Origin of the sequence: Knoellia sp. p5-6-4, assembly GCF_029222705.1 — a bacterium.
Lineage (GTDB): Bacteria > Actinomycetota > Actinomycetes > Actinomycetales > Dermatophilaceae > Pedococcus_A.
Map to the genome: position 1 here is coordinate 991,002 of NZ_JARGZF010000001.1, position 14,002 is coordinate 1,005,003.

Below are 14,002 nucleotides of genomic sequence, written 5' to 3' on the forward strand. Positions count from 1 at the left end.
GGGCACGACCAGTCACGGCGGGGCGGCGTCCCACGGGGTGAAGGTGAGCAGCGCCGCGGTGAACCAGAAGACGCCCACCCCCAGCGCGAGCACGACCACCGCGACCCGGCGCCGCCAGTGCGGCACGACGGCGGCGCCGGTGGAGGTGCGCATCGCCACGCTGGCGACCAGCGCCGCGAGCGGGAAGTCGAGCAGGAGGAAGCGCCACATGCTCGTGATGGGGCGCACCACCGCCATGAGGTAGAGCGGGTAGGCCAGCGCCCAGGCCCGCAGCTCGATGGCGAGCCAGCGGCCGTGCCTCCCGAGCACCAGCGCGACGTAGGTCGCGACCAGGGCGAGCAGGACCACCACGCCGAAGACGCCGCGCTCACCCCAGGCCCAGCTCACCCACAGCACGAAGGGCCCCCGGTCGGGCTGCTGGCCCCAGGCCGCCTGCACGTCGAAGAAGGCCCGGGGCAGGCCGCTGGCCACCCCCACCAGCACCGGCCAGGCGACGGCCGAGGCGGCGGTGGCGGCCAGCATGACCGCGGCGCTCCCCCGCTGTCCGCGCAACGGGACCATCCCTGCCGCACGGTCCTCGCGCCAACGGATCACCAGGTGGGCCAGGGCCGCGCAGGCGAGGGCGGGCGCCACCCCCCGGGTGAAGCCCAGGGCGAGCGCCACCACGCCCACCCAGACGTACTGCCGGCGCATGAGCAGCAGCAGGGCAGCGGCCACCAGCACGCAGGCGAGGGCCTCGGTGTACGGCATGAGCAGGATGCCGGTGGCCGGGTAGAGGCACCACAGCGCCGCCGCGACCAGGGCGAGCCGCTCTCGGGCAGGCTGCGGAGCGGCGTGGAGCGCGAAGCGGAAGGCCTGCCAGACCAGCAGCACGGCCACCGCGCCGAGCGCCACGTTCAGCGCGACGGCCGCGGCGGTGAAGGGGAGGCCGGTCTGCATGAGCCCGCGCACCAGCAGGGGGAAGCCGGGGTAGAAGGCCCACGCGCTGTAGGTCAGCAGCCCGGTGTCGGGGTCGGCCGGCAGCGGCAGCGGGTATCCCCCCTCGGCGATCCGCCGGTACCAGACGCCGTCCCAGAGGCCGAGGATGTCGCCGACCGAGGGGTCGAGGTGGCCCACACCCGCCGGCGTCTGGAACCACGCGGCGGCCACCTGCATCGCGACGAGGGCGAGCACCCGGGTCGCCGCGTACCAGGCCATGAGGGTGAGCACGGGGCGGCGCAGCGCCCGGCCGGCGAGCTCGCTGCGCCGCTCGGCGGTCAGGAGGGTGGCCATCACGGCGGGTAGTCCGACGGCGGCACGAACACCAGCAGCTCGGTGATCCAGACGGCCTGCCCGATGACGCCGAGCACGACGAGGGTCCCGGCCCGCCACGACAGGAACCGCGGCGACCGGGCCACCCAGCCCCCTCCGAGCATGACGACGAGCAGCGGGAAGAGCGGCAGCAGGTAGCGGAAGATGCTGGTGAAGGGGTCGAGCACGAGGGCGAGGTATGCCGGGTAGGCCAGGCACCAGGTCCGCAGCTCCGGTCCCAGCGCGCGGGCCCAGGGGCCCAGCACCATGACCACCAGCGTGGTGACGGTGAGGGCGAGGGCGACCGGGCCGTAGGTGTCGGCCAGGTCGAACTCACGAAAGACCCACTCCGACATCCACAGCCACGGCTTGAGCGGGACGATCTCGCCCCCGGCCCGCCACGCCGCCATCGTGTCGGTGTAGGCGGTGGGTGAGCCCGTCACCGCCCAGGCGATCGTCGGCCAGGTGAGCCCCGAGACGCCGCATGCCACGAGCGCCGCCGCCCCGGCGGCATACTCACCAGGGGTGATGCGGCGGGCGCGCCGGGCCCGCCAGCGCAGGGCCAGCGCCACGACCACCACCGCTCCCGCGGGCAGGGCGATCGGACGGGTGACGCCGAGCACCAGGACGAGCGCGGCGGCCGCGACCCACCGCTCGCGCATCACCGCCCACAGGAACCCGCACAGCACGAGCATCGCGAGCGACTCGGTGTAGGCCAGCTGCAGGGAGACCGAGGCCGGGTAGGCGGCCCACACCGCGACGGCGGCCAGCGCCACCCGGGGGTGCACCCGGTCTGCGAGCAGCCCGGCCATCAGCACGGCGGCACCGAGGCCGCAGAGCAGGGCGAGGCTGGAGGCGACCACCGGGAACGACATCCCGGTCACGCCCATCACCCCCCGGGCGAGGAGGGGGAACAGCGGGTAGAAGGCCCACGCGTTCTGCGAGGGCGTGCCGCTCTCTGGGTGCAGCGGCAGCTCGCGGGGGTAGCCCTGCTCGGCCACCGTGCGGTACCAGCTGCCGTCCCACAGCACGGTCAGGTCGAAGTAGTCGACCGTCGGCCCCGTCCACGACAGCACCGGCACCTGCCGGTCCACCGCGAGGAGGAGCATCACCGCGGTGACGGCACGCAGCAGCAGGTAGACGCCCGCCGCGCGCAGGGCGAGGGAACGGGTCACCGGGCACCAGCCCGGTGGCACCCCTCGAGGTGGTCGTCCACGACCCCGCAGGCCTGCATCGCGGCATACATCGTCGTGGGCCCGACGAAGACGAACCCGGCCCGCTTGAGCGCCCGCGCGAGCGCCACCGACTCCGGCGACGTGGCGGGCACCTCGTCCGGACCGGCGGGGCGCCCCCGGCCGGTCGGGGCGAACGACCAGAAGAGCGCGTCGAGGCCCCCGTGCTCGCGCAGCCCGACCACCGCTCGCGCGTTGGTGACCGCCGCGTCGATCTTCAGGCGGTTGCGCACGATCGAGGCGTCGGCCATGAGGCGCGCCCGGTCGGCGTCGTCGAAGGCGGCCACGCGCTCCGGGTCGAAGCCGGCGAAGGCGTTCCGGAAGGCCTCCCGCTTGCGCAGGATGGTCAGCCACGACAGGCCGGACTGGAACGCCTCCAGGGTGAGCCGCTCGTAGAGCGCCTGCTCGCCGCGCACGGGGACGCCCCACTCGGTGTCGTGGTAGGCCAGGTAGTCAGGGGCGGCTCCCGCCCACGCGCACCGGGCGAGGCCGTCCTCGCCCACCACCAGGCCGCTCATGCGCCGGCCCGGGCGGCGCGTCGCGCGGCCTCGCGCAGCATCGCGTCGAGGGCCGAGCCGAACATGGCCCGGGCAGCCCGGTCGACCAGCGGCTGGCTGAGCCGGCGCACCGGCCGCGGGCGCAGCGAGATGTCCTCGGCCCAGGTGACCCTGGCACCCCCACCGGGGGCAGGCTCGACGCGCACGTCGGCCCAGCCGTCGAGCACCCGGCCCACCTTGAGCATCGAGAAGCGGCCCCGGCCCTGCTCCGCCGGCGGCTCCCAACGGGTCAGCACCATGACGTCGGCGAAGCCGAGGGGGCCGATGCCGCTGATGCCGGCCCACCCCCAGCCCACGCGGGGCTCACCCGGGTCGACGCGCATGGTCGTCATCGGGATCCACCTCTGATGGCCCGCGAAGTCGGTCAGCACGTCCCAGACCTCGACGGGGCCGGCCGGGCACGTGCGGTGGAGGGTGAAGGCGGTCATCGGCCGGCGTCGCGCTCCGGCGTCGGCTCCCACTCCGGCTCCGGCTCCGGCACCGGCAGCGTCTCGGGCTCCGGCACCGTCTCGGGCTCCGGCACCGTCTCGGCCTCCGGCACCGTCTCGGCCTCCGGGTGCCGCACCGCCGGTGGGGCGGCAGTGGCGGGACGCAGGGACGCGAGCTCCCGCTCCTGCTCGGCGATCCGCTCCTGCAGGGTGTCGAGCACCCGGTCGACCTGGTCCATGCGGTAGCCGCGCAGGGCGGTGTCGAAGTGCACGTCGGAGATGCTCCGGGCCGTGAAGCCGTCCGAGAGCCCGACATCGGGCTGGGAGCGGACCGGCTCGGCGAGCGGGTCGTAGCCGATGCGGCCGGCCAGCATGCCTGCGAACACGCCGACGAGCAGCACGGCGACGACAGTGAGGAGCACCCAGATCACGGCCTGATCGTCGCATGTCGCGGCGCTCGCGACACATCCACCCGCCGGGGGCGGCCGGCCCCGCTGGGGCCGGGTCTCACTCCGGGCGCTTCGGCGCCACGTTCGGGTCGGACTCGATGATGATGCGCACGGCCTCGTCGACGTCGTCGGTGAGCTGGAGCAGCCCGAGGTCCTCGCCGTTGATCATGCCGTGGTCGGCGAGCGTCCCCTTCAGCCAGTCGAGCAGGCCGCCCCAGTAGTCGGAGCCGAGCAGCACGAGGGGGAAGGAGGTCACCTTCTGCGTCTGCACCAGGGTCAGCGCCTCGAACAGCTCGTCGAGGGTGCCGAACCCGCCGGGCAGCACGATGAAGCCCTGCGCGTACTTGACGAACATCGTCTTGCGGGCGAAGAAGTAGCGGAAGTTCACGCCGAGGTCGACATACGGGTTGAGGCCCGCCTCGAACGGCAGCTCGATGCCCAGCCCCACCGAGGCGCCCCCGGCCTCGAGGGCACCCCGGTTCGCCGCCTCCATGGCGCCGGGACCGCCGCCGGTGATCACGGCATACCCGGCCCTGGCGAGCGCTCGGCCGACCTCGCGGCCGAGGGCGTAGTGCGGGCTGTCGACCTTGGTGCGCGCCGAGCCGAAGACGCTGACCGCGGGCCCGAGCTCGGCGAGCGCGCCGAAGCCCTCGACGAACTCGCTCTGGATCCGCATGACCCGCCAGGGGTCGGTGTGGACCCAGTCGGCGCGGCCCTTGTTGTCGAGCAGCCGCTGGTCGGTCGTCGTGCCGGGCAGGCGCGACCGGCGCAGCGTCACCGGGCCGGTGTGGTACTCCCACTCCTCGCGGTGCGAACTGCCCTGCGGTCCGCTCTCCGTGTCGGTCATGCCGGCAACCTACGCCAGCCAGCGCAGCAGCGCGGCTTCGGCGGCCACGAGCTGGGCCACCGGGCAACGCTCGTCGTCGTGGTGGGCGAGGTTGGGGTCGCCCGGGCCGAAGTTGACCGCGGGGATGCCGAGGGCGGCGAAGCGGGCCACGTCGGTCCAGCCCTCCTTGGCCAGGACCGGCACCCCGAGCGCCTCGACGAACGCCTTCGCCGCAGGCAGGTCGAGCCCCGGGCGGGCCCCTCCGGCGTTGTCGACGACCTCCACCTCGAAGCCGTCGAAGAGCTCCCGGACGTGGGCGGCTGCCTCGGCCTCGGACAGGTCGGGCGCGTAGCGGTAGTTCACCGTCACGACGCACTCGTCGGGGATGACGTTGCCCGCGATGCCGCCGCTGATGCCGGTGGCGTTGAGGGCCTCGCGGTACTCCAGCCCGTCGACGGTGACCCTGCGGGGCTCGTATGCCGTGAGCCGGCCGATGATCTGCCCCGCGTCGTGGATCGCGTTGCGCCCCTTCCACGGACGGGCCGAGTGCGCGGCGACGCCGCGGGTGGTGACCAGCGCCCGCAGCGTGCCCTTGCAGCCACCCTCGACCTGGACCGCGGTGGGCTCGAGCAGGACGGCGAAGTCGGCCTCGAGGAGGTCGGGGCGGGACTGCTGGATGAGCCGCAGGCCGTTGTACTGGCTGTCGACCTCCTCGCCCTCGTAGAAGACGAACGTCAGGTCGTGCGCGGGCTCGCGCACCTCGGCGGCGACCTTGAGCTGGACGGCCACGCCGCCCTTCATGTCGACGGTGCCGCGCCCCACGAGGTCGTCGCCCTCCCGTCGCGTCGGCAGGTTCACCGGGTCCTTGGTCAGCGGCACGGTGTCAATGTGTCCGGCGAGGACGACGCGCTGGGGACGCCCGAGTGACGTGCGGGCGACCACGGAGTTGCCGATGCGGGTGACCTCGAGGTGCGCCAGCGGGCCCAGTGCCGCCTCGATCGCGTCGCAGATGGTCGCCTCGTTGTGGCTGACCGACTCGGTGTCGCACAGGGCGGCCGTCAGGGTCGTGACGTCGGCCGAGAGGTCGAGGGTGGGCACGGTGGCGGGCGCTGCGCTCATGGGCGCCAGCCTAGCCAGCGCCGGTGCACCGTCCGCCCATCCGACTCGCCTACGCTGTCCCGCATGAGCAACGAGCGCAGCGCATGGGGATTCGGACTCGCGACCATCACCGACGACGGTGTCACCCTCGACACCTGGTACCCCGAGCCCGCGCTGGGCCAGGCGCCGGCGGACGCCTCCGCCCCCGAGGAGCTCGAGGCGCTGGTCGGCAAGGACGAGGTCCGCCGGGTGCGCCGCGAGCTGGTGCAGGCCGTCATCGACCTCGACGCCGCCCCTGCCGACGCCTCCGACGCCTACCTGCGCCTGCACCTGCTGTCCCACTGCCTGGTCGAGCCGAACACCGTCAACCTCGACGAACTGTTCGGGAAGCTGGCCAACGTCGTCTGGACCAGCCAGGGCCCCTGTGCCGTCGAGGGCTTCGAGATGACGCGTGCCCGGATGCGCGCTCGCGGTCCGGTGCAGGTGTTCGGAGTCGACAAGTTCCCGCGCATGACCGACTACGTCGTGCCGGCCGGCGTGCGCATCGGCGACGCCGACCGGGTCCGTCTCGGCGCGCACCTGGCGCCGGGCACCACGGTCATGCACGAGGGCTTCGTCAACTTCAACGCCGGCACCCTCGGGACGTCCATGGTCGAGGGGCGAATCAGCCAGGGCGTGGTCGTCGGCGACGGCTCCGACATCGGCGGCGGCGCCTCTACGATGGGGACGCTCTCCGGTGGCGGCACCGAGCGGGTGCGCATCGGCGAGCGCTGCCTGCTCGGCGCGGAGTCGGGCCTGGGGATCGCGCTCGGCAACGACTGCGTCGTCGAGGCGGGGCTCTACCTGACCGCCGGGACCAAGGTGACCCTGCCCGACGGCCAGGTCGTCAAGGCCCTCGAGCTCTCCGGCCAGGACAGCCTGCTCTTCCTGCGCAACTCCGTCACCGGCACCGTCGAGGCCCGCGCCCGCGACGGCCACGGCATCGTCCTGAACTCCGCGCTGCATGCGAACGACTAGGCGAGGCGGCACCAGGCGCGGCGGCCTGGTCCTCTCCGAGGAGCAGCCCCGCTCGCGCGGCCGGCGCATCCTGACCCGCGCGGTGCTCGCCCTGTTCGCCCTCGGGCTCGTCGTGGCCGGCTACGTGGGGGTGCAGGGCTTCCTGCACAACCTCGGCGGCCCCCGCTGCCAGGCCACCGCCATGGGCAACAGCGTGGACTTCGACCCCTCGCAGACCGGGTATGCCGCCACCCTCACCGCCCTGGCGGTGAAGCGGGGCATGCCCCCGCGGGCGGCGACCGTCGCGATCGCGACGGCCATCCAGGAGTCGAAGCTGCGCAACCTGCGCTACGGCGACCGCGACTCGCTCGGCCTCTTCCAGCAGCGGCCCTCGCAGGGCTGGGGCACCGAGCAGCAGATCCTCGACCCCGTCTACTCCACGAACGCCTTCTACGACGCGCTGGAGAAGGTCAAGGGCTACGAGCAGATGGAGATCACCAAGGTCGCCCAGGAGGTGCAGAAGAGCGCCTACCCCGCGGCATACGCCGACCACGAGCAGGAGGGCCGCATCCTCGCGTCGGCCCTCAGCGGGCACTCCCCCGCCGGTCTCGGGTGCCGCCTCGACCCGGCCGAGGCCGGCGACCCCGAGGGGCTGGCCGCCGCGCTGCGCACCGAGCTCGGCGTCCAGGGAACGCCGCAGGGCCGCACCATCACCGTCAGGGCGGGCTCGGACCTGCAGGCGTGGAACGTCGGGTCGTGGGCCGTCGCCAAGGCCAGCGCCCACGGCGTCACCCGCGTGCGCGTCGGCGAGCGCCAGTGGACCCGCACCCGTGACGAGGACGGCTGGTCGTGGGAGAAGGTCTCCGGTCCGGACGCCGCCCGCACGGTGACCATCACCTTCGCGGCTCCCCCCGCCTCCTGACCCCGAGCAGACCGGCACCACTCCGAGGACCCGCGCGAAGGGCGCGCGGAGGACAGAACGAGGCCCGCACCGTGTCCCACGGTGCGGGCCTCGTGTTCGGCCTGGAGCGACCGAGCCGTCAGCGCTGGTCGAGAGCGACGTAGTCGCGCTCGGTGGCGCCGACGTAGATCTGGCGGGGGCGGCCGATCTTCGTCTGCGGGTCCTGGATCATCTCGCGCCACTGGGCGATCCAGCCGGGCAGGCGGCCGAGCGCGAAGAGCACGGTGAACATCCGGGTCGGGAAGCCCATCGACTTGTAGATCAGGCCCGTGTAGAAGTCGACGTTCGGGTAGAGCTTGCGCTCGACGAAGTAGTCGTCCTCGAGCGCGGTCTGCTCGAGCTTCATGGCGATGTCGAGCATCGGGTCGGAGACCCCGTCCTTGTTCAGGATCTTGTGGGCGGTCTCCTTCACGATGGCCGCGCGCGGGTCGTAGTTCTTGTAGACGCGGTGGCCGAAGCCCATGAGCTTCACGCCGTCTTCCTTGTTCTTCACCTTGCTCACGAAGGCGTCGACGTCGCCGCCGGCCTTCTGGATGCCGTCGAGCATCTCGAGCACCGACTGGTTGGCGCCGCCGTGCAGCGGGCCGAAGAGCGCGTTGATGCCAGCCGAGATGGAGGCGAAGAGGTTCGCGTTCGAGGAGCCGACGAGGCGCACCGTGGAGGTCGAGCAGTTCTGCTCGTGGTCGGCGTGGAGGATGAGCAGCAGGTCGAGCGCCTTGACCATGTCGGGGTCGAGGTCGTAGGGCTCGGCGGGGAAGCCGAACGTCATGCGCAGGAAGTTCTCGGTCAGCGACAGCGAGTTGTCCGGGTAGAGGAACGGCTGGCCGACGCTCTTCTTGTAGGCGTAGGCCGCGATCGTCGGCAGCTTGGCCATCAGCCGCACCGTCGAGATCTCGACCTGCTCCTCGTCGAACGGGTCGAGGCTGTCCTGGTAGAAGGTCGACAGCGCCGAGACGGCGGACGACAGCACCGGCATCGGGTGGGCGTCGCGGGGAAAGCCGCCGAAGAACGCCTTGAGGTCCTCGTGCAGCAGCGTGTGGCGACGGATGCGCTGGTCGAAGTCGCTCAGCTGCTGCGGGCTCGGGAGCTCGCCGTAGATGAGCAGGTAGGAGGTCTCGAGGAAGCTGGACTTCTCGGCCAGCTGCTCGATCGGGTACCCGCGGTAGCGCAGGATGCCCTCGTCACCGTCGATGTAGGTGATCGCGCTGGTGCACGAGGCGGTGTTGACGAACCCGATGTCGAGGGTGACGTTGCCGGTCTCCTTCAGCAGCTTGGAGACGTCGTATCCGTGGTTGCCCTCGGTGGCCTTGACCAGAGGGAGGGACAGCTCGCTGTCCCCGGTCTTCAGCGTGGCCCCGGATCCGTCGTTGCTCATCAACCCATCCTCGAAGTGTGAATGCGGGCACCCTGGCTTGGCGCGCCCAGCGCAACAGCGACGGTACCCCAGGTGCTCCCGAGGCGAAAAAACGGGCAGTCCGGACGCGCCCGTCAGGCCAGGCGCTCCGCCGCCGCCTCGATCCGCTCGTCGCTGGCAGTCAAGGCGATTCGCACGTGCTGGCCACCCGCGGCACCGTAGAAGGTCCCCGGGGCCACGAGGATGCCGCGGTCGGCCAGCCAGCCGACCGTCGCCCAGGCGTCCTCACCCCTGGTGCACCACAGGTAGAGCCCCGCCTCGGAGTCGTCGACGCGCAGGCCGGCGCCCTCGACGGCAGGCTTGAGGCGGGCGCGCCGGGCGGCGTACCGCGCCTTCTGCTCGGCCACGTGGGTGTCGTCGTCGAGGGCCGCGGCCATGGCGCTCTGCACCGGCGCCGGCATGATCATCCCCGCGTGCTTGCGCACCTCGAGCAGCCGCCCGACGAGCGAGGGGTCGCCGGCCACGAAGGCCGCGCGGTAGCCGGCGAGGTTGGACTGCTTGCTCAGCGAGTAGACGGCGAGCAGCCCTTCGTGGCTGCCGTCGGTCACCCGCGGGTCGAGGATGCTCGGCGTCGTCGGGGGCTCCTCGCTCGAGGGGTCCCGCTCCCGCCAGTCGAGCTCGGCATAGCACTCGTCGCTGGCGACGACCACGCCGTGGCGGCGGGCCCAGGCGACCACCTTCGCGAGGTGCTCGACCCCGAGCACCTTGCCGGTGGGGTTGCCAGGGCTGTTGAGCCACAACAGCTTCGGCGTGGTCGAGGGCGTGAGCGGCCCCAGCGCGGCCAAGCCGTCGACGACGGTGGGCACTGCCCCTGCCAGCCGGGCGCCGACGTCGTAGGTGGGGTAGGCGACGCTCGGGAAGCCGACGACGTCGCCCGCGCCCAGGCCGAGAAGGCTCGGCAGCCACGCGACGAGCTCCTTGCTGCCGATGGTCGGCAGCACGCCGTCCGGGTCGAGCCCCGGCACGGCCCGGCGCCGCTCGAACCACCGCGCCACGGCCTCGCGCAGCGCCGGCGTGCCCCACGTCTGCGGGTAGCCGGGCGCGTCCGCGGCGGCCCGCAGCGCGTCCTGCACCACGGTGGGGGTCGGGTCGACCGGCGTGCCGACCGAGAGGTCGACCAGGCCCCCGCCCGGCAGGTCGGCGGAGACGGCACTCGCCCGCTCCGTGTACGGAGCGAGCGAGTCCCAGGGAAAGTCAGGAAGCAGCACAGGTCACTCGTCGTGCTCCTGCGGCGGCAGCGCGGAGATGATCGGGTGGTCCTTGTTGATCAGACCCAGCTTGGCGGCACCGCCGGGGCTGCCGAGGTCGTCGAAGAACTCGACGTTGGCCTTGTAGTAGTCGGCCCACTGCTCCGGGACGTCGTCCTCGTAGTAGATCGCCTCGACCGGGCACACCGGCTCACAGGCGCCGCAGTCGACGCACTCGTCGGGGTGGATGTACAGGGACCGCTCGCCCTCGTAGATGCAGTCGACGGGGCATTCCTCGATGCACGCCTTGTCCTTCAGGTCGACGCAAGGCTGGGCGATCACGTAGGTCATAGCGCACATACTATGCACCCGTGTCCGACCTCGCCGCAGCACTCCCCGTCGGCGGCCGTGTCGTCGTCAGGTGGCGGCTCGAGACCGCCGACGCCGCGACCGGAGCCACCCTCACCGACACCGTCGGCACCCTGACGGCCAGCGACGAGCGCACCCTCACCGTGGAGACCTCGCGTGGCGTCGTGGTCGTCGAGCGGGCCCGGCTGGTCGCGGCCAAGGAGCTGCCCCCGAAACCCACCCGGCGCGGCGCCCCGCACCGGGCCATCGGCATCGAGGACCTGCAGCGCGTCTCCGTCCCCTCCTGGGGGGCCGTGGAGCGGGAGCAGCTCGGGGAGTGGCAGCTGCGAGCGTCGTCGGGCTTCACGCAGCGCGGGAACTCGGTGGTGCCCCTCGGCGACCCGGGGCTGCCGCTCGAGGACGCCGTCGCCGAGGTGGAGCGCTGGTATGCCGCGCGAGGCCTCCCGGCGAAGTTCGCCGTCGCGGGTCCGCACGGCTTCGACCCGGCCGGCGACGCACTCGGCCGGGTGCTGCTGGGCCGCGGCTACACGGCCGGCAGCCTCACGCTGAACCTCACGGCCACCACCGACGCGGTCGCGGCCGCCGACCCCGGCGGGCCGGCGGTCCTCACCCACCCCGAGCCCGCCGGCGCCTGGCTGAAGGCCTACCAGCGGACCAGGACGACGGTGCCGGGCGTGACCGAGCAGGTGCTCATGGGCAGCCCACGCCAGCTGTTCGGCCACATCGCCCCCGGAGGAGGCCTGTCCCAGCAGCTCGGGCTGCGGCCCCCGGACGCCGCCGGCACCACACCGATCGCCCTGGGGCGCCTGGGCATCGCGCACGGGTGGGCGGGGCTCGGGGCGGTCTGGACCGACCCGGCATACCGCGGTCGCGGCCTGGCCGCGCACCTCACGGCCCAGCTCGCCGCGCAGGTGCGCCGCGAGGGTGTCCACCTGATCCACCTTCAGGTCGAGCACGACAACGCCACGGCGACCAGGCTCTACCGGCGGATGGGCTTCGACACCCACTCGTCATACGCGTACCTCACCGCACCGCAAACCCGGTGGCGCTCCGCCCGTGGCACCGACAGGGTGTCGGCATGACCTCCCGCATCTCGCACACGACCGTCGACTCCCGCGACGCCCACGCCCAGTCCGTCTGGTGGGGACAGGTGCTCGGCTTCTCCGAGGACCCCCTCGACTCCAACGAGCCAGGGCACGAGGAGTGCATGGTCTTCTCCCCCGACGGCCGGCAGCGCGTGCTCTTCATCGAGGTGCCGGAGGGCAAGGCGGTCAAGAACCGGATCCACTTCGACCTCTGGCCGACGGACCGGACCATGGACGAGGAGGTGGACCGCCTGCTGGCCATGGGCGCCTCCATGGTCCACGACCTGCGCGACCACCGCGGACCCGGCACCGGGTGGGCAACCCTGGCCGACCCCGAGGGCAACGAGTTCTGCGTGCTGAGGAGCGAGTCCGAGCGACCGGACCCCTACGCGCACCTGGTTCGGTGACCGCGCAGCCCGTCGCCTACTGCGCCTTCGGGTGCGTGCAGGTGACGTCGTCCTCGGGGATGTAGTGGGTGTTGAAGGACGAGCGCTTCACCTCTGCGCCGCCCTTCTTGAAGATCCGGGTCACCGTGACGTCGAAGCCGGGGGTCGGCTCCTGCGGCACACAGGTGGGCTTGTCGTCGACGATCTTCTTGGGCTTGACGATGTTGCGCCGCGGCCCCTTGGTGGCCTGGACGTCCCACGTCTTGGTGCCGTAGAAGGTCACCGTCACGCTGTTGCCGGAGACGTAGGCCTGGATGAGGATGCCGCCCGCGGTGTCGTTGGTGAACCGGTTGTCGACGTCCGGCCAGGAGATGGTCGCCTCGCGGCCCTCGGGGTAGCGGGCGATGTAGAAGCTGTGCGGGTGGTGCTCCTCGATGCGGGCACCGGAGAAGAAGATCGCGTTGAACAGCGTCGTCGACAGCTGGGAGATGCCGCCGCCGTAGTCCTTGGTGAGCCGGCCGTTGATGATGACCGGGGCCGGGTTGTAGCCCTTGGCACCGGTGCGCTGGCCCAGACGCTCGTTGAGGCTGAACGACTTGCCCGGGGGCACGAAGGCCCCGTTGAGGGTGCGCGCCGCGATCATGATGTTCTCGGTGCGCGGCGGGTTGTTCGGGAAGTACGTCGTGAAGGTCGAGATGACCTGCTTCGGCGCGATCTTCCGGGCCTCCTCCGTCGTCAGCTCCGGCTGGACGACAGTGGTCTTGACGTTCAGGGTGCGGCTGCTCGAGGTGAGCGCCGGGCCGAAGGCGTCGACCAGCGACTTCTCGTCGATCTGCAGCCCGGTCACCGCCGGCACGAGCACCGCCTTGCCGCCCTGCAACCGGAAGGTGGCGTCCTGCGCCTTGGGCTCCAGCCCCTTCTCCGCGGCTGCCGCCCGCACGGCGGCGAGCAGCTTCTTGCTGTCGTAGGCCGGCGCGAGACGACCGTCGCCGTCGGCCTTCAGGGTGATGGCCGGTGCGAACTCGGCCTGCCGCAGGACGAGCGCGGTCCGGCCCACCGCCACGCGCAGGGGCGCGGACATGGCCTTGGACGCGAACTCGGTGCGGGCCCGCTGGATCTCCTCCGCGGAGACCTTTGGCACGACGGTGTTGACGACCCCCTTGACGGGCTTGGTCGTGGGCCAGGCCTCGGCGATGGCGTCGCCGGTCTCCTCGACCTGCAGGGACACCCCTGACACGGGTGCGACGACCTTGACCTGTCCGCCGGGGAAGGTGATGGATCCCTCCTGGGCCCCCTTGTCGACCCCCTTGGCCGTCTCCGTGAGCACGGCGCGCAGGCGGTCGCGGTCGACATCGGTCCTCAGGGGCTGGTCCTCGCCACCGTTGAGCTTGTTCCAGATGTCGCCGGGCTTGAGGGAGAAGCCGCTCAACCCCTGCAGCGTCTCCTCGAGGTCGAGCGACAGGCCGGCGGCGGAGGGGTCGATGTCGATGGTCTTGCCCGCGGCCTCGAGCCGGACGGGCGCGGACGCCTGCGAGGCCAGCTGCCGCTTGAGGGTCGCCTCCGCGTCGGCGGGCGACTTCCCGCCGATCGGGATGCCGGCCACGGAGGCGTTGGCGGGGACGTGCCGCCCCAGGAAGGCGGCCAGGCCGATGTACCCGGCCGCGAGGACGGCCAGGGCAATGGCCAGGCGCAGGGCGGCCCCGCCCCGTTCACCACGTCGCACT

Annotated in this window: 15 protein-coding genes; 4 read left to right on the top strand and 11 right to left on the bottom strand. The window is 72.5% G+C overall.

Annotated features, from left to right (window positions below):
* Window positions 1-12: 12 nt before the first annotated feature.
* The 7 genes from P2F65_RS04745 to dapE all read right to left on the bottom strand — a co-directional run bounded on the left by P2F65_RS04745 (window position 13) and on the right by dapE (window position 5,901).
* Window positions 13-1,272: a mannosyltransferase family protein gene (locus P2F65_RS04745; RefSeq protein WP_275807282.1), complete on the bottom strand. Its 1,260-nt coding sequence runs from the start codon at window positions 1,270-1,272 to the stop codon at window positions 13-15.
* Complete coding sequence (locus tag P2F65_RS04750; RefSeq protein WP_275804663.1) at window positions 1,272-2,465, bottom strand: hypothetical protein; 1,194 nt, start codon at window positions 2,463-2,465, stop codon at window positions 1,272-1,274. Before P2F65_RS04750 ends, P2F65_RS04745 begins: the two co-directional genes overlap by 1 nt.
* Complete coding sequence (locus P2F65_RS04755; protein ID WP_275804664.1) at window positions 2,462-3,040, bottom strand: DNA-3-methyladenine glycosylase I; 579 nt, start codon at window positions 3,038-3,040, stop codon at window positions 2,462-2,464. Before P2F65_RS04755 ends, P2F65_RS04750 begins: the two co-directional genes overlap by 4 nt.
* A complete protein-coding gene (locus P2F65_RS04760) occupies window positions 3,037-3,507 on the bottom strand; it encodes an SRPBCC family protein (RefSeq protein ID WP_275804665.1) in 471 nt (156 codons plus the stop codon). Before P2F65_RS04760 ends, P2F65_RS04755 begins: the two co-directional genes overlap by 4 nt.
* On the bottom strand, window positions 3,504-3,938 hold the full coding sequence (locus P2F65_RS04765) for a DivIVA domain-containing protein (RefSeq protein WP_275804667.1): 435 nt from the start codon (window positions 3,936-3,938) through the stop codon (window positions 3,504-3,506). The genes P2F65_RS04760 and P2F65_RS04765 overlap by 4 nt, the downstream gene beginning before the upstream one ends.
* Before the next feature lie 76 nt (window positions 3,939-4,014).
* Window positions 4,015-4,803, bottom strand: a complete 789-nt coding sequence (locus P2F65_RS04770; protein WP_275804669.1) for a TIGR00730 family Rossman fold protein — start codon at window positions 4,801-4,803, stop codon at window positions 4,015-4,017.
* 9 nt (window positions 4,804-4,812) lie between these two features.
* The gene (gene dapE, locus P2F65_RS04775) at window positions 4,813-5,901 is read right to left on the bottom strand and encodes a succinyl-diaminopimelate desuccinylase (protein WP_275804671.1); all 1,089 of its coding nucleotides are present in this window, start codon (window positions 5,899-5,901) and stop codon (window positions 4,813-4,815) included.
* Window positions 5,902-5,964: 63 nt separating this feature from the next.
* On the opposite strand from dapE, the gene dapD reads away from it, so the two are divergent.
* A complete protein-coding gene (gene dapD, locus P2F65_RS04780; protein WP_275804673.1) occupies window positions 5,965-6,897 on the top strand; it encodes a 2,3,4,5-tetrahydropyridine-2,6-dicarboxylate N-succinyltransferase in 933 nt (310 codons plus the stop codon).
* On the top strand, window positions 6,884-7,798 hold the full coding sequence (locus P2F65_RS04785) for a hypothetical protein (RefSeq protein ID WP_275804674.1): 915 nt from the start codon (window positions 6,884-6,886) through the stop codon (window positions 7,796-7,798). The genes dapD and P2F65_RS04785 overlap by 14 nt, the downstream gene beginning before the upstream one ends.
* Window positions 7,799-7,916: 118 nt before the next feature.
* Here the strand turns inward: P2F65_RS04785 and P2F65_RS04790 are convergent, their stop codons facing one another.
* The 3 genes from P2F65_RS04790 to fdxA all read right to left on the bottom strand — a co-directional run bounded on the left by P2F65_RS04790 (window position 7,917) and on the right by fdxA (window position 10,789).
* Window positions 7,917-9,212 carry a citrate synthase gene (locus P2F65_RS04790; protein ID WP_275804676.1) on the bottom strand — a complete coding sequence of 432 codons (1,296 nt, stop codon included), beginning with the start codon at window positions 9,210-9,212 and terminating at the stop codon, window positions 7,917-7,919.
* A 113-nt stretch (window positions 9,213-9,325) separates the two neighbouring features.
* Window positions 9,326-10,459 carry a succinyldiaminopimelate transaminase gene (dapC, locus tag P2F65_RS04795; protein WP_275804678.1) on the bottom strand — a complete coding sequence of 378 codons (1,134 nt, stop codon included), beginning with the start codon at window positions 10,457-10,459 and terminating at the stop codon, window positions 9,326-9,328.
* Window positions 10,460-10,462: 3 nt separating this feature from the next.
* Entirely contained in the window at window positions 10,463-10,789 is a 327-nt protein-coding gene (gene fdxA / locus P2F65_RS04800) for a ferredoxin (RefSeq protein ID WP_275804680.1), read from the bottom strand.
* A 20-nt stretch (window positions 10,790-10,809) separates the two neighbouring features.
* On the opposite strand from fdxA, the gene P2F65_RS04805 reads away from it, so the two are divergent.
* Window positions 10,810-11,889 carry a GNAT family N-acetyltransferase gene (locus tag P2F65_RS04805; protein WP_275804681.1) on the top strand — a complete coding sequence of 360 codons (1,080 nt, stop codon included), beginning with the start codon at window positions 10,810-10,812 and terminating at the stop codon, window positions 11,887-11,889.
* Window positions 11,886-12,299, top strand: coding sequence for a VOC family protein (locus P2F65_RS04810; protein ID WP_275804683.1), 414 nt, complete (start codon window positions 11,886-11,888; stop codon window positions 12,297-12,299). Before P2F65_RS04805 ends, P2F65_RS04810 begins: the two co-directional genes overlap by 4 nt.
* Window positions 12,300-12,315: 16 nt before the next feature.
* On the opposite strand, the gene P2F65_RS04815 is transcribed toward P2F65_RS04810, so the two are convergent.
* Window positions 12,316-14,001, bottom strand: a complete 1,686-nt coding sequence (locus P2F65_RS04815; protein WP_275804685.1) for a VanW family protein — start codon at window positions 13,999-14,001, stop codon at window positions 12,316-12,318.
* Between the last annotated feature and the right edge of the window lies 1 nt (window position 14,002).

What these genes read in the sequence shown, in the direction of transcription:
- P2F65_RS04755 (WP_275804664.1), bottom strand. Translation starts at nt 3,040, where the DNA reads ATGAGCGGCCTGGTGGTGGGCGAGGACGGCCTCGCCCGGTGCGCGTGG.
- fdxA (WP_275804680.1), bottom strand. Translation starts at nt 10,789, where the DNA reads ATGACCTACGTGATCGCCCAGCCTTGCGTCGACCTGAAGGACAAGGCG.
- P2F65_RS04810 (WP_275804683.1), top strand. Translation starts at nt 11,886, where the DNA reads ATGACCTCCCGCATCTCGCACACGACCGTCGACTCCCGCGACGCCCAC.
- dapE (WP_275804671.1), bottom strand. Translation starts at nt 5,901, where the DNA reads ATGAGCGCAGCGCCCGCCACCGTGCCCACCCTCGACCTCTCGGCCGAC.
- P2F65_RS04790 (WP_275804676.1), bottom strand. Translation starts at nt 9,212, where the DNA reads ATGAGCAACGACGGATCCGGGGCCACGCTGAAGACCGGGGACAGCGAG.
- P2F65_RS04770 (WP_275804669.1), bottom strand. Translation starts at nt 4,803, where the DNA reads ATGACCGACACGGAGAGCGGACCGCAGGGCAGTTCGCACCGCGAGGAG.
- P2F65_RS04785 (WP_275804674.1), top strand. Translation starts at nt 6,884, where the DNA reads ATGCGAACGACTAGGCGAGGCGGCACCAGGCGCGGCGGCCTGGTCCTC.
- dapD (WP_275804673.1), top strand. Translation starts at nt 5,965, where the DNA reads ATGAGCAACGAGCGCAGCGCATGGGGATTCGGACTCGCGACCATCACC.
- P2F65_RS04760 (WP_275804665.1), bottom strand. Translation starts at nt 3,507, where the DNA reads ATGACCGCCTTCACCCTCCACCGCACGTGCCCGGCCGGCCCCGTCGAG.
- P2F65_RS04745 (WP_275807282.1), bottom strand. Translation starts at nt 1,272, where the DNA reads ATGGCCACCCTCCTGACCGCCGAGCGGCGCAGCGAGCTCGCCGGCCGG.